This is a genomic window from Lysinibacillus sphaericus, from assembly GCF_015844675.1.
Lineage (GTDB): Bacteria > Bacillota > Bacilli > Bacillales_A > Planococcaceae > Lysinibacillus > Lysinibacillus sphaericus_E.
The window spans coordinates 18,574-44,130 of the sequence record NZ_LDGC01000029.1 but is presented as its reverse complement, the minus strand read 5'-3'; the positions used below and the strand labels follow the sequence as shown (position 1 = coordinate 44,130).

Below are 25,557 nucleotides of genomic sequence, written 5' to 3'. Positions count from 1 at the left end.
GAGGTGAATTTGAATTACTCGTATATATGCAGCGTATAAAGTTTTTAGTACAAGTTAATAAGAGAAGTTTGAATTATCGCACTTATTAAACTACACTTAGAATAAGAATAAGTGCTAACGGTTGATCAATTTAAAAAGATCAATCATGGCCTTGATCACAAAGGAGTATGTACATATGAGAAAAGAAGGTATTGCATTTGTCGGCACAGGCGTAATGGGTGCGAGTATTATAAAACATTTATTAAAAAATGGTCATGAGGTAACAGTTTTTACACGCACAAAGGAAAAAGCGGAGCCACTCTTGGCGTTAGGTGCAACTTGGGCAAGTACACCAGCAGAAGCATTTAAACATAAGGATATTGCCTTTACGATGGTTGGATACCCTGCGGACGTAGAGGAAGTTTACTTTGGAGATAACGGTTTATTTCAAACAGCTGAATCTGGCAATATCGTTATTGATATGACCACTTCAGAGCCAACATTAGCAAAGAAAATTTTCGAACATGCTCAGAAACTAGGAGTAGAATCGCTGGATGCACCTGTTTCAGGTGGTGATATTGGCGCTCAAAATGGGACATTATCAATTATGGTTGGAGGTAGCCAAGCTACATTTAATAATGTATTACCAATTATGAAACATTTCGGTGAAAATATTGTTTATCAAGGAGAAGCTGGTGCAGGGCAGCATGCTAAAATGTGTAATCAGGTCGTTATTGCATCTGGAATGATTGGTGTGTGTGAGTCACTGGCTTACGGTTTAAAAGCTGGGCTTGATTTATCGACAGTATTGCAATCCATTTCGTCTGGTGCAGCAGGCTCTTGGTCGTTAAGTAATTTAGCCCCTCGTATGATCCAAGGAGATTACGCACCAGGCTTTTATATCAAGCATTTTGTAAAGGATATGAAAATAGCATTGGATGAATCTAAAAAAATGGGGATTACATTGCCAGGTCTAACACTAGCTTATGATATGTATGAAAGGCTAATAGAAGAGGGCTATGGTGAAAATGGTACTCAGGCACTTTTAAAGGCCTATCATTAAAGATGAACAAAACGAAGAATTTTAATTTTTAGAAAGCCCGAAGTATCATCTTTAGGAAGGATGAGCACTTCGGGTTTTCTTATATAAAGCAGGTCATAGCATGCTTGTAGGCTTTACCCGTTGAATTCAACACACCAAAGAAAATAGTTAACTACGGCGAGAATTACTCTTTATCAAAAAGTTTTGCGTCTAAAGAAAAACTAGATGCCCCTGCAAGTGCAAAGTATAAAGCCATTGCCGCTAAAGCTAAATCTAATTCATATCCTGCTAAGCCGTTTTCTCCGATAAAGCCAACGCTAAGCTTCGCTGTAAAAATAGCAACGATCATTGTTACTGTCAATAAAGCACCGATAAGTCTTGTACCTAAGCCTAAAATAATGGCTACACCACCGACTAGTTCTATAATGGCTACAATATAAGCCATGAAGCCTGGAATACCAATGGCATCAAAATAATCAGCTGTGAAGCCGATACCTCCCTGAAACTTTTGGAAACCGTGAGTTGCAAAAATAATGCCAAGCACCACACGTAAAATAGTTGAACCGATATTTTGCATAGTTAAATAAACTCCTTTTGTTTTTAGCTTACATTTCGTAACTTAGTTTATTTTTAAAAACAACTTTTGTCAAGTAACTAAATTTTATTTTTGAAAATCATTTTCGAAAAAATGATATACTGTTATATAAGAACAAAGTACATTGGAGGCAGGAAAATTTGGATCAAAAAAAAATTTGTCCACGATTTGAAAAAGCACTAAAAATATTAAATCATAGCTGGAACACCCTGCTTATTTATCAGTTATTGGAAGGTCCTCAACGATACTCAACGATAAAAAATAAAGTGGGTATTAGCAGTCGTGTGTTAACGGAAAGATTAAAAGAGTTAGAGATTGAGAACATTGTGGAGCGCACAGTTATTCCATCAACACCAGTAGTGATTGAATACAAGCTAACAGAAAAAGGACATGCACTTGCACCGGTCCTTAAAGCAATTGAACAATGGTCTTCTATGTGGGTGAATATAGAGGAATAGTAAAAAGGATATCCAAGCGAGGGGGCTTGGATATTTTTTTATTATGAAAATAAAAGTGAATGTATATTGTAAATAGTATTAATTTTCTTTAAATAAAAGGTATTTTTTATTACATGAGGGAATTTATTTAATAGTATAGAGAAGGGGAGGAGGGTTTTATGAAGCGGAATTCAACAGTAGACGTGCAGCATCGGAGTCAGTTAGCACTTTATTTATCATTGCCAATTTTGTCGTGGGCATTTTATGATTTTGCGAATACAATATTTTCTTCAAATATTAATACGATATTTTTCCCGTTTTATATGGATGAGGTTTTAGGGACGAATGAGGTAATGCAGCAGGTGGCAAGCACGTTTATTTCTTATGCGAATGCGATTGCTAGCCTGTTCCTCGTTCTTTTTTCGCCACTTTTTGGAGTATGGATTGATCAAACAGGCTATAAAAAGAGATTCATAGTATGGTTTGCATCTATTTCCATCTTCTTTACTTTTATGATGGGGATTTTTGCGAATTTACAGTCGCCAACAAATTTTTCAGGAGTGCCACTTAGTTTGTTTTTAGTTGTAGCTAGTTTTATCATTGCAAAATTTTTCTTTAATTCCAGTCTAGTATTTTATGATTCCATGATGGGTGATTTAGGGACAAAAGACGAAATGCCCCTTATTTCTGGTTATGGGGTAGCGATTGGGTATCTTGGTACAATATTGGGACTACTTGTTTATTTGTACGTAGGAAACAGTGGTTTCCATCGAGCATTTATTCCGACTGCCATTTTATATTTATTATTTTCTTTGCCATTATTTTTTATTAATAAAGATACACCAATATCAGCGTCTCAACGAAAGCCTATTAAATTTTTAGATGGGTATAAGGAAATTGTTCAAACCTTTAAGGACATGAAGCAATATAAAGCTATTTTCACCTTTATGATTGCTTACTTCTTTTTAAATGATGCAATTGCAACAACTATTGCAATGATGGCTGTATATGCAACAACAATCGTAGGCTTTACTTCAGGTCAATTTGTCGTGCTTTATTTAGTGTCTACGGTGTCAACTATTATTGGCTCTTTTGCATTTGGTTATATTACAAAAGCAATCGGCGCCAAACGTGCAATAACTATGGTGGCAATATTAATGATCGTTGCTTTAGCATTTGCTGTTTTTGCGACTGAGCAATGGATGTTCTGGCTTGCAGGTAGTATGTTTGGCGTATCGCTAGGATCCATGTGGGTAACATCTAGAACATATATTATTGAATTGTCTCCAGAAGAAAAACGGGGTCAGTTTTTTGGCTTATTTGCATTTTCAGGTAAAGTATCCTCCATTATTGGGCCAGCAGTATACGGAACCGTTACGTTATGGATGAAAGATTACGGAACGCTAGCGAGTCGTGTTGCGTTATCGACATTAATTGTGATGACGATAATTGGCCTATTGATACATTTAAAAGTCAATGGCTCAAAAGTTGGGGATGATATTAGATAAGACGACATATACGCAATCCATATATATCCGGCTGAACGCTTTCCTGAGGGCGTCTAGTGAGCCATTTGGCTTTTTGTTCCCTATATGGTATTTCACCCGTGTTATGGATGGCGAGCCATGCTGATGATAAAATTGGAAAAAGCAAGTAGGAGAAATGTATCGCCTATGATACAATTGAATTATAAATAGAAGTTGGATAGAAAGGAGCGGGGTTGCTTTGGAACATAAAGGTATATTATTAGAAAGTGGCACAAATGAGCTAGAAATTGTTGAATTTGAAGTAGCTAATAATAAATTTGGTATTAACGTTATTAAAGTAAAAGAAATTATTCAACCGATTCCAGTAACATTTATTCCACACGCGCACCCGCATGTAGAAGGGATTATTCAATTACGAGGAGAGGTATTACCAGTAGTTGATATGCTCCGAGTATTAGGTATTCAAAGTCAAGAGCGTAGTTCTCAGCAAAAATATATTGTAGCTGAGTTTAATAAACAGCGTGTAGTATTTCATGTAGATAATGTAACACAGATTCACCGTATCTCATGGAATCAGATCGAGAAGCCTTCGGATATGTATCAGGGAGGAACATCACAAGTTATTGGTGTTATTAAGCAAAACGAGCAAATGATTTTATTGCTTGATTTCGAGAGAATTATGGTAGACATAAATCCAGACTCTGGTATTAGTGTAGAAGCCGTTAAAAAGCTTGGTAAACGTGAGCGTTCTGAAAAACGAATTTTAATTGCAGAAGATTCACCATTACTACGTAAGCTCTTATTCGATACTATGAATGAAGCAGGTTATGAGAATGTTGAATTCTTTGAAAACGGCCATGATGCTTATGAATACCTCCAAGCTATCGTTAAAAGTGGTAGCGATGTAGCCGAGCATATTCAATTAGTTGTGACGGACATAGAAATGCCACAAATGGATGGTCATCATTTAACGCGTAAAATAAAGGAGCATCCAGATCTCCAAAAGCTTCCTGTCATTATTTTCTCAAGCTTAATTACGGATGATCTTCGTCATAAAGGTGACCAAGTAGGTGCAGAGGATCAAATTAGTAAGCCAGAAATTACGGAGCTTATTTTACGAATCGACCAACTTATCATATAAAATAAAATTAAAGTTGGAAAAGGTACTTCATAATATTAATAATAGGTATCCTGAAAGTATATTAATAATGTAAGAAAGTCGGATGCCTCTTTTAGGCTCCGGCTTTTTTGTATAGATGCATGAGACTAGGGAAAAATAATATACAACGGGGAAGGCAAACCATTAGTCGACGAAAAGAGGAGAGCACCCGAATGTTCGAGTACCGACATTGCGGCTCACCTCAATATTCGATGTAGATCTATTAATACTATGCATTTTCGCTAAGGAAGTGATTATTTGAATGAATTAAAAACCGCTATTATCGATATTGGCTCAAACACCATTCGCTTAGTATTGTATCGATATGATAAAGAGGAGGGACTTCGTGAGATTGGAAATATTAAAACGGTTGCACGTCTACGTACATATTTACAGCCCTCTGGTGAAATGTCTGAAGAAGGTATAAAAGTATTAACAGAAACATTATTAACTTATAAAGCAATACTTGATGATTATGAAGTGTCTGATGTGAAAGCTGCTGCAACAGCTGCAATCCGTCAGGCAACCAATAGAGAAGAAATACTGACCTTAATGAAAAAACAGACAGGCATTCAAATAGAGCTTTTAACTGAAGAAGAAGAGGCATATTATGGCTTTGTTGCAGTGGCGCATTCTATAGGCACTAAGTCCGCTGTAACGATCGATATTGGTGGCGGTAGTACAGAAATAACGCTATTTGGAAATAAAGAATTACAGAGATCTCATAGTTTCCCGTTTGGTACAGTTTCTTTAAAGCAACGTTTCGTAAAGGGCGAGATTATGAATGGCAGTGAAAAAAAAGAACTTATTGCATTTGTGAAAGAACAGTTCAAATCACTTTCATGGATTCAGAATATCGGTTTACCGATTATTGCTATTGGCGGCAGTGCTCGAAATATTGCCCAAATTCATCAACAAAAACATGCATATCCAATCGCAAGTGTACATGGTTACGAAATGACGCAGGGCAATTTAGATGAGCTCAGTGTATTTTTAAATAATTTGAGCTTTCATGATTTAAAACAGTTAGATGGGCTTTCGACAGATCGTGCGGATATCATCGTTCCTGCATTAGAGGTTTTTAATGTGTTAATGGAAGTTGTTGGAAGTGAATTATTCCAGATAACAAAAAAGGGTTTGCGAGAAGGGCTCGTTATACAGCGTATTTTACAAACAGATAAAAGTGCGTTTGATAAATACAATGTGTTTGAGGGAAACGCTAAAAGATTTGCTCGTCAGTATGGTCGTTCTGAAGAAGAAGCGGACTATTTGATGCGTTTAACGGATCAATTGTACCGTGAATGTTGCCACTTTGGTTATTTACAACATCATCCCAAAGATTTGCACTTATTATCGAAAGCGGCGAGGGTGTTTAATATTGGGGAGTATATTGAGTTAAGTTCGGCAAGTCAGCATACTTTTTATTTAATTGCGAACCAATCTATCGATGGGTTAAGTCATAAGGAACGTGTAAAATTAGCACTTTTAGCTTCGTATAAAAATAAAGATTATTATCAGCGATTCGCTGCTCCGTTTACAGAATGGATGAATCGTGAGGAGTATCGTAAAATACGAGACTTTGGTGCTTTTTTGAAATTTGTCTATGCGTTAAATGTGTCTAAACGAACAATAGTTAAAACTATAAAGATGCAAACAAAAGAGGATTATGTACAGCTTAGCATCTATGTGAAAAACAATGCGGCCGCTGAAAAATACCAAGCAAACCGACAAAAAAAACATCTAGAACGCGCACTAAAGATACCGATAAAAATAAACTTTGTGGAAGTAGGGTTGAACAATTATGACAACTGAAATTACGAATAATCAGTTAAATGAAAAGGGATCAACAGAAATACAAGGTCGATTACTAGAGGAAATCGCTAAACCGCAATACTATAACAACCGTGAATTAAGCTGGCTCGCCTTTAATGAACGAGTTTTAGAGGAAGCAGAGGATATCGATAATCCTCTGCTAGAACGATTGAAGTTTTTAGCAATTTTTAGTTCGAATTTAGATGAATTTTTCATGGTGCGTGTTGCAGGTCTACAGGATCAAGTGCGTGCAGGTTTCCATAAGCCCGAAAATAAGTCAGGCTTAACACCAAAAGAGCAATTAGCAAAAATTGCAGAACGAACGCAAGCCTTAGTACGCCGACAAACTGAAGTTTACAGACACTTAATATATGATTTATTACCACAGCATAATGTACATATCGCAGACATGAAAGACTTAAATAGTGCACAGAAAGCATTTATCAATGAAATGTTTGCAGAAACAATCTTCCCTGTTTTAACACCCGTAGCTGTAGATGCGTACCGTCCTTTCCCAACTTTGCTTGGTAAAACATTAAATTTACTTGTTTTATTAGAGCAAGATGAAGCGGACATAGAGAATCGTGAAAAGGTAGCTATTGTACAAGTTCCATCTGTTTTAGATCGTTATATTAAAGTACCATCAGCAGATGGAGAGACGGTTATTGTCTTATTAGAAGACGTGATTGTAGCGCATATAGAAAAGCTCTTTTATGGTTACAGTGTCAAATCAGCTCAGGCCTTCCGTTTGACACGCAATGCTGATTTAACGATTCATGAAGAAGGTGCAAGAGATTTACTTGTAGAAATCGAAAAAGAGCTGAAAAAACGTAAATGGGGTGTAGGTAGTCGTCTCGAAGTTCGTGAGGGCGAGATGAGCGAGGAAGTTCTTACATACTTATTAGATGAATTTGAAATCGAAGAAACGGATGTTTTCCATATAGATGGACCGCTAGATTTAACATTTATGTTCTCTTTTGTAAAAGGTATATCTGTTGGTCGAGAACATTTAGAATATGAAAGCTTTATCCCACAGCCACCATTAGATTTGCAATCGGATGAAAATATTTTCGAAAAAGCGCTGCAACAAGATATTTTCTTCCATCATCCATTTGAATCATTTGCGCCAATTGTAGATTTTATTGCAGAAGCGGCCGTTAATCCGAATGTTTTAGCGATCAAACAAACTTTATATCGTGTAAGTGGTAATTCACCCATTATACAAGCCTTAAAGCTTGCAGCAGAAAATGGTAAACAGGTAACAGTTTTAGTTGAATTAAAAGCACGTTTTGATGAAGAAAATAATGTGCTTTGGGCAAAGCAACTTGAGCAAGCTGGCTGCCTTGTTATTTACGGCATGAATAACTTAAAGACACATTCGAAAATAACGCTCGTTGTAAGTCGTCGTAATGGAAAAATTGAGCGCTTTGTTCATCTTGGTACAGGAAATTATAATGATGCAACTGCAAAAATTTACACAGATATGGGTATCATAACGACAGATAAGGAATTTGGCATCGATGCCACTAACTTCTTTAACTATTTAAGTGGTTATACAGAAAAACCAACTTTTAATCATTTAGTTGTGGCCCCGTTTGATATTCGAGATGAATTTATCCGCTTAATGGATGAGGAAATTGCCTGTCATAAGAAGCATGGTAATGGTTTTATTCGAGCTAAAATGAATTCACTAACGGACAAAGACTTAATGATGAAGTTATATGAGGCATCCATTGCAGGTGTGAAAGTAGAGCTGATCATTCGTGGTATTTGTTGCATTAGACCAGGCATCCCTGGAATTAGTGAAAACATAACAGTAACGAGCATTGTTGGTCGTTTCCTCGAGCATTCGCGTATTTATTGGTTCCATCATAACGGGGAAAATAAAGTATATTTGTCTTCGGCGGATATGATGACTCGTAATATGATTAAACGTGTGGAAATTTTATTCCCAGTATATGCAAGCGAAGCAAAGGCTCGTATTATTAACATTATGAATACACAACTTGAGGATACAGCAAAAGCTCGTATTCAAGACTCCAATGGAAAATATCATTATAAAGAATTTGATCGTGGTGAAGATCCAATTAATAGTCAAGAAATTTTCCTAAAGGATGCACTAAAACCTACGCTAGACGAAGAATAAGCAAACACGCTACTTAGTGAGGGATATAATGAAAAAATATAAAGAGATTGTAGCGCAATTTGCAGACTATCATCAAATCATACAACTTAATCCATTTGATGCGGTCGTATGTTTGAGAAAAGTGGGTACAAAAGCGTTTGAAGTCGTTAATTTTAACGATAAACTACCGTCATTTTTGAAGCTACAAGATGTGAAAGCTACCAATGCTGAACAATTTTTTACGGAGCAATGCTGGCTACAATTATCGAATATAGTACAACAACAATTGAATCTAGAGCAAAGGCTAGAAGTATGTACGGAGCACAAAGTAAAAACATTTGCTGCTCGTGTACAGCACTTAGAAAATTCAGTTGTAGCAGTTATTCTACGTGAGAAACAAAATGAAGTAGAACCTTATTTGCAATTTGTGGAACAGCATGTATGTCCGGTGTTAACGACTGATTTACAAGGTCGCATTATTCATCAAAATATTTTTGCCACTTCTCAGTTGTTAAAAGAACAACAAAGCTTGATCGGACAAAATATTTTTTCATTATTAGAGAGTAAGTATATCGACGAATTTAAATTACTATTTGCAAAAACAATTGAGGGCTCAGCATTTGGTATGCCAGAATGCTTGTTTAAACAACAACTATTAAGTAAAGAACCATTTTATTTACGAACGCATCCAACATACTTTAATGGTGAAATTATAGGTGTACATTTATTTGTGAAAGACGCAACCTCATTTATGAATGATCATCAAGCCTTTTATTACCTAGCGTTAATGGATGAATTAACGGGTATTTGGAATCGTAAGGCTTTAAAGGAACAGTGGCTTCAGCATTTAAATGATAAAAAGCAAAATAAGCAAGCAGCTATTATTTTGATGGATATTGATCGTTTTAAAAAATTTAATGAATCCCTTGGTGAAAGTAAGGGTGATGAACTTATACGAATGTTTAGCCAAAGACTTCGTGAGCTCTGTCACTCCAAATGTTCGTTTTATCGTTATAATAGCGATGAATTTATTTTTGTTCTAAAAGATACAACCGTCGACAAAATTGAACAGACGGCCAACGCTATTTTAGATGCATTAAAACAGCCATTCATGATTGATGGGCAGGAATATTTTATTAGCGTTTCGATTGGTATCTCCCTTAGTCCAGCGGATGGCAAAGATTTAGAAACACTTATACGTAAAGCAGATAAAGCATTATTTTCTGTAAAAGACCATGGTCGTTCACACTACCGTTACTATCGTGAAGATACGACAACCATTTTTCCAAATGAGGCACTAATGGAGGCGCATTTACGTCGTGCTATCGAATTTAACGAATTAAGTATTCATTTACAGCCACAAATGGATTTAAAGAATAACAGTATTAATAGCTTTGAGGCATTATTACGATGGAATAACCGGAAATTTGGCTTTGTGTCTCCTGCACAGTTTATACCCATAGCAGAGGCTTCAGGCTTAATCATTGAAATCGGTGATTGGATTATTGACGAGGTGTGTCGCTATCAAAAAGAGTGGCAGATGAATGGCTATCGACCAGTACGAATTGCTATCAATATTTCGCCAAAACAATTTAGAAAAGAAAACTTTGCTCGGAAAATTAAAGCTGCCTTGAAAAAATATAATGTGCCACCTGAATTATTAGAGGTGGAAATAACCGAAAGCTCCATGACGAATGTCCATGAAACATTTTCAATTTTAACCGAATTGAAGCAGCTAGGTGTTTATGTTTCCGTTGATGATTTTGGGACGGGCTATTCATCTTTAAGCTATTTAAAACGTTATCCGATAGATATTATAAAAATCGACCAATCGTTTATAGCGGATATTACTAAAGATGATAAAAATGAGGCTATTATTAAAGCCATTATTTCAATGTCCCATAATTTAGGGTTGGAGGTCGTAGCTGAAGGAATCGAGGAACTATCACAGGTAGATTTTCTAATACGCCATCAATGCCAAAAAGGACAGGGTTATTTATATAACAAGCCATTACCCGTAGAAACCATTGTTAATAAATATTTTGTTAGCTAAAGCCAACAAACAAAGTAGCACTTCATCCAATTCATGATGAAGTGCTACTTTGTTGTAGAGCTTTGGGAAGTGAGTACGTACCTGGTCATTTCTCCGAGCTATTCATGCTCATGCGCTTTCCACCTATGCAACCTCTAATAGTTATTTATTTTCCGCTTTTAATCCATCAAGCACAATAGCCGTAAATTGCGCCATTTCCACTGATAAATTGAAGTCTTCATTATGAATTAACCAATCATAGACATTTGCACGCATACAACGCTGAATAATAGCCTGCACTTGATTAACCTGCATATCTTGACGAAATTCTCCTAGTCGAATGCCATCCTCTAAATAAGCATTTATTATTTGAAATATTTTCCTTTGTGGACTAATTAAATAATGATCTTGTTCCACTTGACTTGTCATCGCCGCAGTATAGACTGTGCGCAATAAATCTTTTCCCACAACGTTCGTTAAATACTTCATTTGCTCTTGATAAAGCGTTAAAATTTTTTCGCTTGCTGGTAAAGAAGAGTCGATATTTTTTTCTACAGTGCTATAAAAACGATCGAGTTCCTTAAATTTTTCTAAAATAACATCGTACTTGGATGGGAAATAAGTGTAAAATGTTCCTTTTGATACATTGCATGCTTTCGTAATTTGTTCAATGGATACATGTTCATATCCATGTTTACTAAATAAATCTAAAGATGTTTTAAGTAATTTTTCCCGTGTTTCTAATGCCTTTTTTTGACGGCTTGTTAGTGGATTCATGTTCTTATATTCCTCCGAATTAAGTATATTAAGATGTTCTAGTTAAAAAATCTGAAAATACAAAAATATTGATTGACGATATGGAATTAATTTGATTATGATTTAAATGACTGGAGTCAATGACTGTGGTCATTCGGATTTTCTCGTACTAATGTTACGATAAAAGACTTGAGTTGGCTAGGGTGCATTGGATTTTCAAGAATGAATGATATTCTGCATTTTATTTAAGTTTAAAAAATTGAACAATTTTAAAGGAGGACAATAAATATGACAACAGCACATGAGGTTAAAACATTAACACATTTCATTGGTGGAGAACTTGTGGAAGGAAAAAGTCGTCGCTTTGGTTCTGTATACAATCCTACGACGGGTGAGGTAATTGCTAAGGTGCCACTTGCAACTGTAGAAGAAACTCGGGAGGCTATTAATAAAGCACAGGCAGCGTTTCCACATTGGGGAGATACATCAGTAGCTAAACGTGCTGAAGTTGTATTAAAGTTCCGTAACCTTATTACTGAAAATATGGAGGAGCTTTTACAAATTATTTGTACAGAGAGCGGCAAAACAATTGAGGATGCGAAAGGTGAAATAACACGTGGTTTGGAGTCTGTTGACTTAGCTATTAGTGCGCCTCATTTAATGAAAGGGGAGTATTCTGTCAATGTCGGTGGTCATATTAATGCCTACTCTGCAAAGTTTCCATTAGGTGTAGTAGCGGCTATTTCGCCATTTAACTTCCCAATCATGGTGCCTTTAGCGCAAACAAGTATGGCAATTGCTGTCGGCAATGCAGTTATTTTAAAAGCTTCCGAGCGTGTTCCTATGACAGCCTTGTATGTGAGCGAGCTTTGGAAAAAAGCTGGGTTACCAGATGGTATTTGGACGGTAGTAAACGGGGATAAAGATGCAGTGAATGAACTATTAGAAAACCCAAATGTACAAGCAATTTCATTTGTAGGATCGACACCAGTTGCCCAATATATTTATGAAACAGGCTCGAAATACGGTAAACGTGTTACAGCTCTTGGTGGAGGGAAAAATAATATGGTTGTGATGCCTGATGCAGATCTTGATCAGGTAGCAAATGCATTTATCGGAGCAGCTTATGGGGCAGCCTCTCAACGTTGTATGGCCATTTCAACAATTATGCCTGTAGGAAAGGATACAGCAGATCGTCTTGTTGAAATCTTAAAGGTGAAAATCTCTAACTTGAAGGTAGGTTCCTATACAGATCCTGAGACAGATTTTGGGCCTGTCATTTCACAGCAATCGAAGGAAGCGATTATTGCTGCTATCGAACGAGGGGAGTCTGAAGGTGCGACAGTTATTTGTGATGGTCGTGAACTAGACATTGTCAAAGAGTCAAAAGGATTCTTTGTAGGGCCAACATTGCTAGATAACGTGAAACCAGGCATGGAAATTTACGAACAAGAAATATTCGGTCCAGCTCGAAATGTTGTACGTGTTGAATCATTGGACGAAGCCATCCAACTTATTAATAAGCATGAGCTTGGAAATGGCGTAACAATCTTTACGAATGACGGTTTAGCAGCTCGTAAATTTACAACAGAAATCGATGTTGGGATGGTTGGCGTGAATGTACCAATTCCTATTCCAGTTGGTTACCATAACTTTGCTGGATTTAAAGGTTCTCGCTTTGGAGAAGGCCATATGTTTGGTCCCGATCAGGCACGCTTCTTTACAAAAACAAAAACAATATCAGAACGATGGATGACAGGTCAAGTATCGACAGCATCTACGTTTGCATTCCCAAGTAATAACGACTAATAGAAGAGCTGTGTTCTTTTACAGCTCTTTTTTCAAAAAGAAAATGAGGAGGATGGGATGTTAGAATACGTTGGGCTTTTTGGTAGTTTAGCTTTACTCGTGTATTTAACGATGAGGGGCGTAAATTTACTAATTTCAGCGCCGTTGACAGCATTGATAGCGGCAGTAACGAATGGTCTAGCATTTTTTCCACAAACAGCTGATGAGAATCAGACTAACTTCTTAACAAGCTATATGGACGGATTTACGGGATTCGTTGGTTCATGGTATTTAATGTTCATGGCAGGTGCTATTTTTGGAAAGGTAATGGAGGATACTGGGGCGGCCGATAGTGTTTCTAAATGGATTGTAGAAAAAATTGGCGTGAAATATGCAGCCTATGCAGTAGTACTTGCTGCAGCTGTACTAACGTATGGTGGTGTCTCAGTGTTTATCGTAGCCTTCTCGGTCTATCCAATGGCTATCAGTTTATTCAAGCAAGCGAATTTTCCTCGTCGCTTTATACCTGCTGCACTTGGTTTAGGTTCTGTTACCTTTACGATGACCTCAGCAGGTTCACCGGAAATTCAAAACTGGATTCCTATTCCATACCTTGGTACAACTCCATATGCTGGATGGGAAGTAAGTATAGTTGTTGCAATTTTTATGGCGATTGGTGGTTCACTGTGGCTAAATTGGATGATCAAACGTGCAGTAAAAGGCGGAGAGGTATTTATAGAACGATCTAAGGACCCAGTAGTTGATGAATCTCGTAAGCTTCCGAGTCCAATTTTAAGTATTGTACCCTTATTAGTAGTTTTAGGTATTTCCTTTGTGTTCCATAATTCTCTTGGAACTTCAGCTTTAATTGTGGCATTAACGAGTGGATGTATTACTGCTTATTTAGTGAGCTATAAATATTCAAAATCTGTCGGTGCCACACTAGGAGCTGGTGCTATGGGTGCTGTTGTAGCTATTGCTAATACAGCAGCAGTGGTTGGTTTCGGAGGTGTGGTAAAAGCTACACCATCATTTGTGGCAACTGTTGACGTTATGACTAATATTCCTGGCAGTCCGTTATTTGGCGGTGCATTAGCCATTGCTGTAATAGCTGGTTTAACTGGCTCAGCTTCTGGCGGTCAAACAATTGCAATGCCTTTACTTGCGCCTCACTATATTGACATGGGAGTTGATACCGAAGCATTACACCGTACAATTGCAATTGCGTCGGGGTCTCTCGATTCATTGCCGCATGGCGGTTATGTAGTAACAACTATCAATTCGGTATGCAATGAAAAGCATAAAGATGCTTATATGCCATTTGGTGCCTTAACCGTCATTATACCAATCATAGGTACGATAATCGCAATTATATTATTCTCACTAGGAATGTAGGAGGAAATTGAGGTGAAAGGAAAAACAGTTTTTATTACTGGAGCAGCTCGTGGTATCGGGTTATCTATGGCATTAATGTTTGCTGAACAGGGAGCAAATGTAGTGATAACAGATATAAATGAACAGCTTTTAGCAGAGGCAATGAAGCATAATCCGCAATTAACTGCATACACATGCGATGTTACAAATGAACAAGCAATATGTGATGCGATTGATTTTACTGTTAAAAAGTTTAAGGTAATAGATGTTTTAATCAACAACGCAGGGTTTCAGCATGTTTCTCTTATAGAGGATTTCGCGACTGAAATCTTCGAATCTATGCAAAAGGTGATGCTTGTTGCGCCTTTTATTGCGATGAAATATGTTTTACCACATATGAAGAAAAATAAGTTTGGACGCATTATTAACATGGCATCTATTAATGGTGTTATTGGGTTTGCCGGTAAAGCTGGATACAATGCCGCAAAACATGGGCTTGTCGGTTTAACGAAAGCAGCTGCACTAGAGGTTGCAACTGAGGGGATAACCGTGAATGCCATTTGTCCAGGGTATGTCGATACAGCATTAGTGCGTAATCAGTTTACGGATTTGGCAAAGACAAGGGGAATTCAAGTAGAAGAAGTGCTTGAGCAGGTGTTATATCCACTCGTTCCTCAAAAACGCTTACTAGATGTATCAGAAGTTACAGGACTTGCGCTTTATTTAGCTAGTGATATCGCAAAGGGTATAACTGGCCAAGCAATACTTTTGGATGGCGGTTATACAGCACAATAGCTTAGGAGGGTGAAATATGATTCAAACAAAAACAATCTATACAGTTCATTCACCAGGAACAATCATTTATGGACGAGATTCTTTTGAAGAAGTAGGCGTATATGCAAAAAAATTAGGGACTAAAGCACTTATCGTTAGTGATCCGATCATGGATCACTTAGGCTTTGTTGATCAATGTAGCACATTCTTAAGAGACAATGGATTGGAAACGCTTTCATATCTAGGCGTAACAACGGAACCTGTAGATACGTATGTAGCGGAGGGGCTTCATATTTTACAGTCTGAGGGTTGTGATCTTATTATTTCCGTCGGTGGCGGGAGCTGTATCGATACAGGAAAAGCTATCGCAGTAGTCGCAACGAATGGTGGCTACATTGGCGATTATATGAAAATGGCAAAAATTGCAGAGCAAGCACCGATTCCACATATCGCAATACCGACAACAGCGGGAACTGGCTCAGAAGCGACAGATGCAACCGTCATTACTAATACGAAAAATGAAGTAAAAATGATGATTAAGCAGCCCGCATTTATGCCAAACATAGCTATTGTTGACCCGATTTTAACGGTTACATCTCCACCATCCATTACTGCGGCGACTGGTATCGATGCATTAAGTCATGCCATTGAAAGTTATTTATCTCGATTAGCACATCCGTATTCGAATGCCCTTGCATTATCAGCTATGGAACTAATCGTTAATAATATTTTAAAAGTTTATGAGCAAGGAAACGATATTGATGCACGGGAAGCGATGTCGCTAGGCTCAATGCAAGCAGGTCTTTCATTCTCAAATGCTTCTGTCGCTTTAGTGCATGGCATGTCTCGTCCAATAGGAGCGCTATTCCATGTACCACATGGTATTTCAAATGCCATGCTTCTGCCAGCAGTATTAGAATTTTCAAAGGATGCTTGTGTCGATCGGCTAGCGGATCTCGGCAAGTTTTTCAATAAAGAAAATGAGCAGTTATCTCAAGAAGAGCTTGCCGATTTAGCTATTGTTTCAATTAAGGAAATGTGCAAGAAGATGGATATAGGGAATTTGAAACAATGGGGAATTGATGAAAAAGCGTTTTACGATGCTATTCCAAAAATGGCAGCTGATGCAATTTCCAGCGGTAGCCCCGGAAATAACCCTAAAGTTCCAACACAAGAAGAGTTAATGGAGCTTTATAAAATTGCTTACCATTATGAGTTTTAGGAATTCGAAAAGAGACTGTCTAAAATAGAGTTACAAATTCATATGTAGTTTGTAACTCTATTTTTTATTGATTTGGAAAAAATATCCCAAATTATTAATGGATGTGTTATAATTTTGAAAATTTCACAAAGGAGAGGGGAGTAATGGAGGAATGTTTTATTTGCAATAAGCATGCTGGCAACATTCAAGCTTCAGAGTTAAGGATTTATGAAGATGAAAATGTTTATGTTGGGCATATAGACAGAAGTGGAGCACCAAATTATTTAGGTCATATAATGATTGATTTAAAAAGACATGTTCCTACACTTGGAGATATGACTATAGAAGAGGCAAAAGCATTTGGTGTTATTATGGCTAGGGTTAGTAAGGCAATAATGGAGTGTGAGAATGCAGAGCATATCTATTCATTGGTTTCTGGAAACTCAGTGCCACATTTGCATATGCATCTAGTTCCTCGATATCCGAATACGCCTAAACAGTATTGGGGACCAAATGATGTGTATGATTGGGAAAATGCCCCTATGGGTGACAATATAGAGGTTGTTAAACTTTGTACTCGAATAAAAACATATTTTGAGAATAATGCATATGAGTGAATTTATTGAAGATTTTAGCTGGATAGGGAGCCAAGACAACTTCATAGATCATCCAAATCTTTATCAAATTAAACATGTTATTGTTGGACGATATGGTGGTAACTCCGATGCAGGACAATATAAAAACGAAGACGGGTGTTTAGTATGGCTAGATGAACAGCAAGAATGGGAATTTTCCATTTTACTAGACGCTCACAATACATCAGAGAGTGCCCAAATAATTATCGAACAATTTCTTGATCATAAAAATGAACTTACACATTTATTATCTTTACCGACAAATCGTCAAACCTTTAAAAGGATTGAAGAGAAAATTTTAACTATATTTCAAGCTGAAAAGTTCTTATCTATGTGCCGCAATATTACTGGAGAAACTGCGTGTTTAATTGTTGTAAGAAAGGATAAATACGTATGGTGGTTTTCAGTTGGAGACTGCGTTCTTTTTTTATTTCACCAAGAATTGGCTGCATTAGGTCAGTTTCAATTAAATCAAAGGCAATTTTACGAATGGATAGGACAAGTCAACACGTTTGAACAGGACGTCCCTTGCTATAGTGTAGGAATTAAAGAATTAAGAAAAGGAGAAAATCGTCTTTTTCTAACTACAGATGGCTTACTTGAATGTCCTCATGAACCATACGCTAGCCCAATTAACATTTACAATTCCTTTTGTATCGCTAACGATAAAGAAAGCATTTGGTCCATGTTAAAAAATATCAAAAAAATGGTGTTAGAGATAGCACTACCATAGTTTTCTGGAAAGTGCATATTTCAAAGGAAGCTACTAGAGCAAGTAATCAAGATTAATGGAGTGTAATACTCTTCGCGGGCGGAAGGAAAGTGAAACCCGCGCGCGTTGTGAAATACCCGCGGAAGAGAAGAGAATACCCGCGCTTAGCAGTGAAATACCCGCGGAAGAGAAGTGAAGCCCCGCACGCCAGTGAAATACCCGCGAATACCCCGCAACATAAGAATCCCAGCTAGAAGAACCTTTCAATCTTGCATCCACTTCATAGGTTTGTAGAATTAATATGACATATACAAGAAAATATAGTAATATTTAAGTGAATCATCATTCATTTTTGCAAAGGGGGAAATTGTATGTTGCAGGGGAAAACAATTATTATTACGGGTGGATCAAGTGGAATGGGTCTTTATATGGCGAAGCAATTCGTTGCTGAAGGGGCAAATGTTGTCATTACAGGTCGTAATGAGGAGCGGCTGGCAGAGGCGAAAGCTTTTATTTTAGAGGCGGGAAAAACGATTGAAACATTTCAAATGGATGTTCGCGTGCCAGAGCATGCGGAGGCAATGCTAGCATTTGCTATTGAAAAGTTTGGACAGGTTGATGGGCTTGTGAACAATGCAGCTGGTAATTTTATAGTGCGTGCAGAGGATTTATCTCCTAATGGTTGGAAGGCTGTTGTTGATATCGTTTTAAATGGGACATTCTTTTGTTCTTCTACGGTCGGTAAGTACTGGATCGAAAATAATATTAAAGGATCTATTCTTAATATGGTTGCAACCTACGCATGGAATGCAGGTGCTGGTGTTATTCATTCGGCTGCAGCGAAAGCGGGTGTATTGTCATTGACTCGAACGTTAGCTGTTGAATGGGGAAAACAATATGGCATTCGAGTAAATGCAATTGCTCCAGGTCCAATTGAGCGTACAGGTGGTGCAGATAAGCTTTGGGAGTCAGAGGCTGCAGCTGCTCGTACATTGGACTCTGTTCCGTTAGGTCGTACAGGTACGCCTGAAGAAATTGCTGATTTAGCAACATTTATGATGTCTGATAAAGCAAGATATATGAATGGGGAATGTGTGACACTTGATGGTGGGCAATGGCTCAATCAGTATCCATTCTAAAATAAATATTTTTGCATAATTGAGAGCTGGGTTGACGCATACTAAGGGCAAAGAAAGGAGTTTTGCCAATGGGTATGTGGTTAATACCGGCTCTTATTGCCATTACAATTATTTCTGCTATTTCGCTTGTGTCAACGCTGAAGATTGCCAAAATGACGTCTCAGCGGAAATCGGAAAATGATACGCCGATTTCAGAAACCGTTGAAGATTATTCGACGATGCTCAACCCGATTGTCTGGGTATATATCATTTTTTTACTCTTTTTAGGGATAATGATTTTTTATTATTGGAGTAAGTACGGTTATTAAAAAGATTTTTTTCTTCATTCAGTTCATATTTTTAAATATAGCTGAATGAAGATATTTCCATTTACCTCAGGTGAAACCTTCTTTATATATACACTTTCGATACTTAGTTTTGTTTCAAATTGCTAAAATAATTCGTTGCTAATAAAAAACTCTTCTCGGCCTTGTCGTGGTCATATAAGGAAAGATTATGATATGATAAAAGGGAAGCATCCTGTTCTGCAAAGCGGGGACAGAAAAGGAGAAGAAGTTCATGATTTCAACTAACAGCAAAGACTTATTAGCAATGCCAATTAGTGATTTTATTATTTCATCTGAAAAAGTTGCGCATGTACAAAGTGGAAATAGTGCGGAACATGCACTCCTAGTACTGACACGTACAGGGTATTCTTCGATACCTGTTTTAGATTTGAAATATCGACTTCAAGGTTTACTAAGTATGAAAATGATTACGGAATCTATTCTTGGACTAGAACATATTGAATATGAAAAGCTACCCGATATTAAAGTGGATACGATAATGGATAAAGATATCGCTGTATTAAAATTGACGGATACTTTTCAGCGGGCTCTAGACTTAGTAATTAACCACGCCTTTTTATGTGTTGTGGACGAAGATGGAACATTTGCAGGAATTTTAACGAGACGAGTTATTCTAAAGCAATTGAAAAAATATATTTATCAAAAAGAGTAGTAGTTTAAGAGGGGACTCAGATGAAAATCATGAGGCCCTCTTTGCTTGTAACGGAGGTTTACTGATTGATGGCAACTGAGGCTGAAATTTTAAAAGTACTAGCAGAGGAACGTAATATGCGTAAAGCAGCAGAACGTTTATTTTTATCGCAACCAGCACTCTCTCAAAGGCTTCAAACTATTGAAAAAGACTGGGGCACGCAGTTATTTATTCGTTCGCAAAAAGGACTTACGGCGACACCTGCTGGAGAGCTTATTATTGCCTATGCAACAGAAATGCTCAGCAAAAAAGAAGAGATTTATGAAACAATCCAGTCGTTAACGACGAAAGTAAACGGGACATTGAAAATTGCCTGTGCCTCGATTGTCGGACAAAATTGGCTTCCGATAATATTAAAGGATTTTGTATCGAAATATCCTGATGCAAAAATTTCTCTTATGACCGGCTGGAGCTCTGAGATTGTAAAAGCACTTTATGAGGGTGAGGCTCATGTAGGGATTGTGCGTGGGCAGGTTGATTGGAAAGGGGAAAAGATTCACCTTTTCCGTGACACCCTTTATTTAGTGGATAAAGAGTTAAAAACGATAGAAGATGTGCTGACGACAGATCGACCTTTTATTCAATTTAAAAGTGATTCCAATTACTATCAGGAAATTCAACAGTGGTGGCGTCAGCATTTCGCTTCAAATCCACGAAAACAAATTTTAGTTGATCAGATTGAAATTTGTAAGCAAATGGCATTGAATGGTATCGGTTACGCTATCTTACCTTCAATAACGTTAAATGATAATGATGGTATTAATAAAATAGCATTAACTAATAATGAAAAAGAATTTGGTATAACGCGTGATACTTGGTTAATTGGCTATGAATCTTCATTTGAGTTACGACAAGTAGAGGCATTTGTAGAGGTAGTGCAAGACCATGCGCGATGTTTGTTTGATTATACGAAATAAGAATACGATTCAGGCAGTCTCAAGTGATTATTTTCATTAGTGGCTGCTTTTTTTATTGGTATTAACGTCCATAAAAACTCCCACTGATTAAAGCTTCACTCTATAAAAAATTTCTTGAGCCTATCACATTAGGTTTCGATTTGTTAAAAACATATGCCGTGTATAAGTTGATTTCCGTTACGGCTGGGTGACTCCTTGGACGCCCCCAGGAAAGCGCCCAGTCGGAACGGAAATCAACCCCACGTTTTGATAATTAGCTAATTCTTAAGAGTTTATGAATATTCATGAAGATATCATAAGAAATGGAACAAAGTGCAATAAAAAACGTATAATTATTTAACCATCAATTTACATAAAAGGGGTTGAGTTTTTGAAGAAAACGAATATAACGGTATTCTTACTACTATTCATGTTTGTTATTAGCCTTATTCTTCCTGTGGAGCAGGCAAGTGCTACTGCAACTGCTACGCTAGAGGTACAGGCTAAAGTAGGGATTGCGGGTAAGGCTAAATACCAATCAGTTGTGCCGCTTCAAGTAACAGTAAAAAATATTGGTGCAGATTTTTCTGGAGATATGGTCATCAATGCTTCTGGCGCCTATCAAGCTGCAACAGCAAAAGTACTTCCGATAGATATTGCGGCAGGAGAAGAAAAAACATTTGATATTTATCTAGATGGTATCGATAACTATAATTACTCGAATTCAGATGTGTTTGCATTTTTTGAAGGAGGCATAGAAAAGGGAAAAAAGGTTGCCTATAAAGGAACAAAGCAGTTACAAAGTAATCTATTAGATCCTTCAGCCGTTTTTATTTATACATTAACGGATAATAGTGATCGCTTAGCAGCATTTTTGCGCCTTTCTCAAGTAGCTCCTCAAAATAATGTTGAAGTGTTCAATTTAAAGCAAATGAAGGATTACACATTACCAGAGGATACAGAAGGGTTTGCAATGGCGAATGTTATCGTCATCGATGAAATTGCTAGTGCTGATTTATCCCAAAAGCAACAAGAATCTTTACTAAAATGGGTACAGAATGGTGGAACATTATTAATAGGAGCTGCTGATCAAGTAAATGCAACAGCAGCTATTTTTAAGGATTATTTACCATTAACATTATCACAACAAATGACATCCGTTTCTGCAGATAGCCTATCGAAATTATCAGGCGGAGGGGCTTTTACACAGCCTATTTCTATTTATGAAGCAACTGAAAATCAAGGAAGTATTCCTGTATTAGCAGAAAACAATAAGATTTTAGCGTCTAAGAAAAAAGTGGGCAGTGGAGAAATTATTCAAACGACGTTTTCTTTAGGGGACCAACCACTTGCGTCTATGGATGGTTATCCATCATTAGTGGCGAAATTGATAAATATTCAAAAGATGTCACAACAAATGGTTCATGGACAGTCATCGCTGGAGCAAATTTCAAATGACTTGCGTTATATGAATGAATTATTCCCCTCGTTTGAAGTATCTGTTAGCTATATGCTCATTGTTATCATTTTATATATTTTAATTATCGGACCTATTTTATATTTCATTTTAAAGAAAATAGACAAACGTGAGCATGCATGGTGGATCATTCCTGCGATATCCATTGTGTTATCTATTGCCTTATTTATTTTTGGTGCAAAAGATCGAATTGGGCAACCGCAAATTCAACAATCTGCATTTTATAAAGTAAATGAAGATAGTAGTTTAAATGGTTATTACGTAGAGTCCATTTTAACAAATCGTAGTGGTGATTTTGTTGTCAATACAGATAAGAATACAAGTGCGTTCGCGCTGCGAAATTCTAATAATTTCGCAGGGACTATAGAGGATTTACATGAAATATCCTATATTAAGGAAAATGCTAATGGTTCAACGCTGACACTACGTGATTTAAGCTATTGGTCTATTCAGTCGTTTGCAGGGAAAACAGCGGCACAAAATATTGGCAAAATGGATATCGATATTACGTTAAAAAATGAAAAGTTGACTGGGACTATTAAGAATAATTTCCCGTTTGCCTTAAAGGACGTTACGTTAATCTCCGGCATTAAAGAAGTTAAACTTGGCGACATTGCAGCGAACGGTACTCTTAAAGTCGATAAGGAGCTAAAAGCAACAGTTCTTCAAAAACCATCTGATTTTACAAATTACAATTACAGTAATTATCCAACGAAGAAGGAAGAAGTGAATCCTGCACGTATCGAGTCAATGAAAACTATGGCATTACCACTTGTAGAAAAAGAGAAAAAGCCTGTCATTACAGCATGGGCCGATCAAGCTATAGCTGGGGTTGAATTGGAAACAGGTGCCGATATGTCTCCGCTTACTTATTTGGTTCAGCCATTTGATGGCAAAATAGAGCTATCGGGTCCATTTACAATGAAGCGTAATAACTTTACGTACTCAGTAAACCCACTATCTCCTAATTCGAGTTATGACAAAATTGATGAGCAGTTAAATAGTTGGTATTTGTCTAATGGTTCATATGAAGTATCCATCGCGATGCCAGATTATTTTATGAATTCAGTTCAAACATTAAACGAATTGACGATTTCGAATAAGGATAGTAATCGTATGCAGCTATCGATTTGGAATAACGAGACGAAAACTTATGAGCCGTTGGTAGATACGAAACAGGTGTTTACAGATAACATAAAAAAATACTTCAATAATAATGATGAATTGTTGATTGAGGTTAAGTTCGGACCGGATCAAACGGGTGAGCAAACGAAATTACCAGATGTAGAGCTGAAGGGAGTGGCGAAATAATGATTGAAATTCGTGATTTGACGAAAAGATATGGCTCCTTTACGGCACTAGATCATTTGAATCTAACTTTGGAGGAAGGGGTTGTCTTTGGTTTTGTAGGTGCCAATGGGGCAGGTAAATCGACTACATTTTCGATTTTAGCAACGTTGCTGTCTCCAACTTCAGGTGATGCTGTTATTAACGGAAAGAGCGTTATTAAGGAACCAAAGGAAGTGCGAAAACTAATTGGTTATATGCCAGATTTCTTTGGCGTCTACGATCAACTAAAAGTAGACGAATACTTAGACTTTTACGGTGCTAGCTACGGAATTGGGGCAGCTGAACGAAAAGTACTTATTCCACAACTGCTAGAGCTAGTAAATTTAACAAATAAACGGTATGACTATGTTGATTTACTATCACGGGGAATGAAGCAGCGTCTATGTTTAGCACGTGCTCTTATCCACGATCCTAAAGTATTAATTTTAGATGAACCTGCATCAGGTTTGGATCCACGTGCACGAGTAGAAATGCGTGATATTTTACGTAATTTAAAATCTATGGGAAAGACGATTTTAATCTCCTCACATATTTTACCTGAGCTTGCAGAAATGTGCGATGAAATCGGTGTGATTGATAATGGTAAGCTTATCGCTCATGGCAATGTAGCTTCCATTCAAGCGCAGCTACAGGGGGAGAAGCGTATCGTAATGAAAGTAACGGATTGTTTAAACGAGGTTCGTGCATTTTTGGAGGAGGATCCACTAATCTCTTCTATCGATGTAATAGAGAATCGCTTAGAGATAGCCTTTAACTACCGTGGAACAGATGCTAATCAGGTAGCACTATTGAAAAAAGCTATACTTGCGAATTTACCTATTTATGCGTTAAATGAAGAGGAAAAAGATTTAGAGGATGTCTTTATGGCTATTACGAAGGGAGCGGACAATCAATGATGGAACGATTTTATAATCCGGTATTCGTAAAAGAATTGAAGTTGCGCTTCCGTTCTTTTAAAAGCTTTTCAGGTTTAATGTTTTATTTAGCGGTTATTTGTATTTTTATCGCAGGGTTTTTACTAATAACAACTGGTTTTACGGGCAGGGGTTTCTTCAAACCAGAAACAAGCTTTATGATGTTTGCGGTATTAACAATATTACAAATGGCTCTTGTTCTTTTCATTACACCAAGCTTAACGGCCGGTGCAATAAGTAGCGAAAGGGAAAAGCAAACATTAAATATTTTATTAACAACGACACAAAGCTCTACTCAAATCATCGTTGGAAAATTATTATCCTCGGTAGCATTTTTAGTCTTAATGCTGATCGCAGGATTACCATTATATAGTTTAGTATTTTTATTTGGTGGTGTATCGCCGTCTCAATTAATCTCGATATTTTTATTTTATTTATTAACAGTCGTAGCAATTGGTAGTATTGGTGTTATGTTTTCAACGATTACCAAGCGAACAATTGTAGCAATGATTTCTACGTATGGTTCGATCATCTTTTTAGGTGGCATTACAGCGTTTTTCTTCTTTTTAACAGTGGCCTTCCATCAAATGGGGAATACAGCCTTAGGTACTACGACTTCTTATATGGCTTACTTTTGGGCTTCTATTAACCCAGGTGCATTAATGCTTACACTTACTTCGTCATCTATGGGCGACGCATTAGCACAGGTTTCGGGAGTGGAATTACCTGTATGGATTAGTTATTTAATAGCCTATTCATTGATTATTGTTTTTTGTTTAACAATTGCGATTAAAAAGTTACGTGCCAATATGAAAAGCAACCGATAAGGAGGAAA

Annotated in this window: 22 protein-coding genes; 20 read left to right on the top strand and 2 right to left on the bottom strand. The window is 37.1% G+C overall.

Going from position 1 to position 25,557, the window contains the following annotated elements:
• Positions 1 to 175 precede the first annotated feature (175 nt).
• Complete coding sequence (locus ABE34_RS10150) at positions 176 to 1,042, top strand: NAD(P)-dependent oxidoreductase (protein ID WP_197142236.1); 867 nt, start codon at positions 176 to 178, stop codon at positions 1,040 to 1,042.
• 163 nt (positions 1,043 to 1,205) lie between these two features.
• Here the strand turns inward: ABE34_RS10150 and ABE34_RS10145 are convergent, their stop codons facing one another.
• Positions 1,206 to 1,598: a DoxX family protein gene (locus ABE34_RS10145; protein ID WP_197142234.1), complete on the bottom strand. Its 393-nt coding sequence runs from the start codon at positions 1,596 to 1,598 to the stop codon at positions 1,206 to 1,208.
• A gap of 158 nt (positions 1,599 to 1,756) precedes the next feature.
• On the opposite strand from ABE34_RS10145, the gene ABE34_RS10140 reads away from it, so the two are divergent.
• The 6 genes from ABE34_RS10140 to ABE34_RS10115 all read left to right on the top strand — a co-directional run bounded on the left by ABE34_RS10140 (position 1,757) and on the right by ABE34_RS10115 (position 10,689).
• A complete protein-coding gene (locus tag ABE34_RS10140; protein WP_197142233.1) occupies positions 1,757 to 2,074 on the top strand; it encodes a winged helix-turn-helix transcriptional regulator in 318 nt (105 codons plus the stop codon).
• A 158-nt stretch (positions 2,075 to 2,232) separates the two neighbouring features.
• On the top strand, positions 2,233 to 3,561 hold the full coding sequence (locus ABE34_RS10135) for an MFS transporter (protein ID WP_197142231.1): 1,329 nt from the start codon (positions 2,233 to 2,235) through the stop codon (positions 3,559 to 3,561).
• Positions 3,562 to 3,778: 217 nt separating this feature from the next.
• Complete coding sequence (locus tag ABE34_RS10130) at positions 3,779 to 4,681, top strand: chemotaxis protein (protein WP_197142230.1); 903 nt, start codon at positions 3,779 to 3,781, stop codon at positions 4,679 to 4,681.
• A 276-nt stretch (positions 4,682 to 4,957) separates the two neighbouring features.
• Positions 4,958 to 6,511, top strand: coding sequence for a Ppx/GppA family phosphatase (locus tag ABE34_RS10125; RefSeq protein WP_197142228.1), 1,554 nt, complete (start codon positions 4,958 to 4,960; stop codon positions 6,509 to 6,511).
• Positions 6,501 to 8,657 carry an RNA degradosome polyphosphate kinase gene (locus ABE34_RS10120; RefSeq protein ID WP_206700591.1) on the top strand — a complete coding sequence of 719 codons (2,157 nt, stop codon included), beginning with the start codon at positions 6,501 to 6,503 and terminating at the stop codon, positions 8,655 to 8,657. The genes ABE34_RS10125 and ABE34_RS10120 overlap by 11 nt, the downstream gene beginning before the upstream one ends.
• A gap of 28 nt (positions 8,658 to 8,685) precedes the next feature.
• Positions 8,686 to 10,689 (top strand): putative bifunctional diguanylate cyclase/phosphodiesterase, encoded by a 2,004-nt coding sequence (locus ABE34_RS10115; protein ID WP_197142226.1) that lies wholly within the window; start codon positions 8,686 to 8,688, stop codon positions 10,687 to 10,689.
• A 141-nt stretch (positions 10,690 to 10,830) separates the two neighbouring features.
• On the opposite strand, the gene ABE34_RS10110 is transcribed toward ABE34_RS10115, so the two are convergent.
• A complete protein-coding gene (locus ABE34_RS10110; protein WP_197142224.1) occupies positions 10,831 to 11,445 on the bottom strand; it encodes a TetR/AcrR family transcriptional regulator in 615 nt (204 codons plus the stop codon).
• 267 nt (positions 11,446 to 11,712) lie between these two features.
• Between ABE34_RS10110 and ABE34_RS10105 the strand changes: the two genes are divergently transcribed.
• The 13 genes from ABE34_RS10105 to ABE34_RS10045 all read left to right on the top strand — a co-directional run bounded on the left by ABE34_RS10105 (position 11,713) and on the right by ABE34_RS10045 (position 25,549).
• Positions 11,713 to 13,233 (top strand): CoA-acylating methylmalonate-semialdehyde dehydrogenase, encoded by a 1,521-nt coding sequence (locus tag ABE34_RS10105; protein WP_197142222.1) that lies wholly within the window; start codon positions 11,713 to 11,715, stop codon positions 13,231 to 13,233.
• 57 nt (positions 13,234 to 13,290) lie between these two features.
• On the top strand, positions 13,291 to 14,607 hold the full coding sequence (locus ABE34_RS10100; protein WP_197142220.1) for a GntP family permease: 1,317 nt from the start codon (positions 13,291 to 13,293) through the stop codon (positions 14,605 to 14,607).
• Positions 14,608 to 14,619: 12 nt separating this feature from the next.
• Complete coding sequence (locus tag ABE34_RS10095) at positions 14,620 to 15,381, top strand: 3-hydroxybutyrate dehydrogenase (protein ID WP_197142218.1); 762 nt, start codon at positions 14,620 to 14,622, stop codon at positions 15,379 to 15,381.
• A 16-nt stretch (positions 15,382 to 15,397) separates the two neighbouring features.
• Positions 15,398 to 16,582 carry an iron-containing alcohol dehydrogenase gene (locus tag ABE34_RS10090; RefSeq protein WP_197142217.1) on the top strand — a complete coding sequence of 395 codons (1,185 nt, stop codon included), beginning with the start codon at positions 15,398 to 15,400 and terminating at the stop codon, positions 16,580 to 16,582.
• Positions 16,583 to 16,725: 143 nt separating this feature from the next.
• Positions 16,726 to 17,178 (top strand): HIT family protein, encoded by a 453-nt coding sequence (locus tag ABE34_RS10085; protein ID WP_197142215.1) that lies wholly within the window; start codon positions 16,726 to 16,728, stop codon positions 17,176 to 17,178.
• The gene (locus ABE34_RS10080) at positions 17,171 to 17,929 is read left to right on the top strand and encodes a protein phosphatase 2C domain-containing protein (protein WP_346655548.1); all 759 of its coding nucleotides are present in this window, start codon (positions 17,171 to 17,173) and stop codon (positions 17,927 to 17,929) included. The genes ABE34_RS10085 and ABE34_RS10080 overlap by 8 nt, the downstream gene beginning before the upstream one ends.
• Positions 17,930 to 18,279: 350 nt before the next feature.
• Entirely contained in the window at positions 18,280 to 19,047 is a 768-nt protein-coding gene (fadH, locus tag ABE34_RS10075) for a 2,4-dienoyl-CoA reductase (RefSeq protein WP_197142212.1), read from the top strand.
• A gap of 68 nt (positions 19,048 to 19,115) precedes the next feature.
• Entirely contained in the window at positions 19,116 to 19,355 is a 240-nt protein-coding gene (locus ABE34_RS10070) for a short-chain dehydrogenase (protein ID WP_079559655.1), read from the top strand.
• A 250-nt stretch (positions 19,356 to 19,605) separates the two neighbouring features.
• On the top strand, positions 19,606 to 20,046 hold the full coding sequence (gene cbpB, locus ABE34_RS10065; RefSeq protein WP_079559656.1) for a cyclic-di-AMP-binding protein CbpB: 441 nt from the start codon (positions 19,606 to 19,608) through the stop codon (positions 20,044 to 20,046).
• Positions 20,047 to 20,114: 68 nt separating this feature from the next.
• Positions 20,115 to 21,002, top strand: a complete 888-nt coding sequence (locus ABE34_RS10060; RefSeq protein WP_079559657.1) for a LysR family transcriptional regulator — start codon at positions 20,115 to 20,117, stop codon at positions 21,000 to 21,002.
• Positions 21,003 to 21,372: 370 nt separating this feature from the next.
• On the top strand, positions 21,373 to 23,769 hold the full coding sequence (locus ABE34_RS10055; RefSeq protein WP_197142211.1) for a DUF7408 domain-containing protein: 2,397 nt from the start codon (positions 21,373 to 21,375) through the stop codon (positions 23,767 to 23,769).
• Positions 23,769 to 24,704 (top strand): ABC transporter ATP-binding protein, encoded by a 936-nt coding sequence (locus ABE34_RS10050; protein WP_197142210.1) that lies wholly within the window; start codon positions 23,769 to 23,771, stop codon positions 24,702 to 24,704. Before ABE34_RS10055 ends, ABE34_RS10050 begins: the two co-directional genes overlap by 1 nt.
• Complete coding sequence (locus ABE34_RS10045) at positions 24,701 to 25,549, top strand: ABC transporter permease (protein ID WP_197142209.1); 849 nt, start codon at positions 24,701 to 24,703, stop codon at positions 25,547 to 25,549. The genes ABE34_RS10050 and ABE34_RS10045 overlap by 4 nt, the downstream gene beginning before the upstream one ends.
• The last annotated feature ends 8 nt before the right edge of the window (positions 25,550 to 25,557 follow it).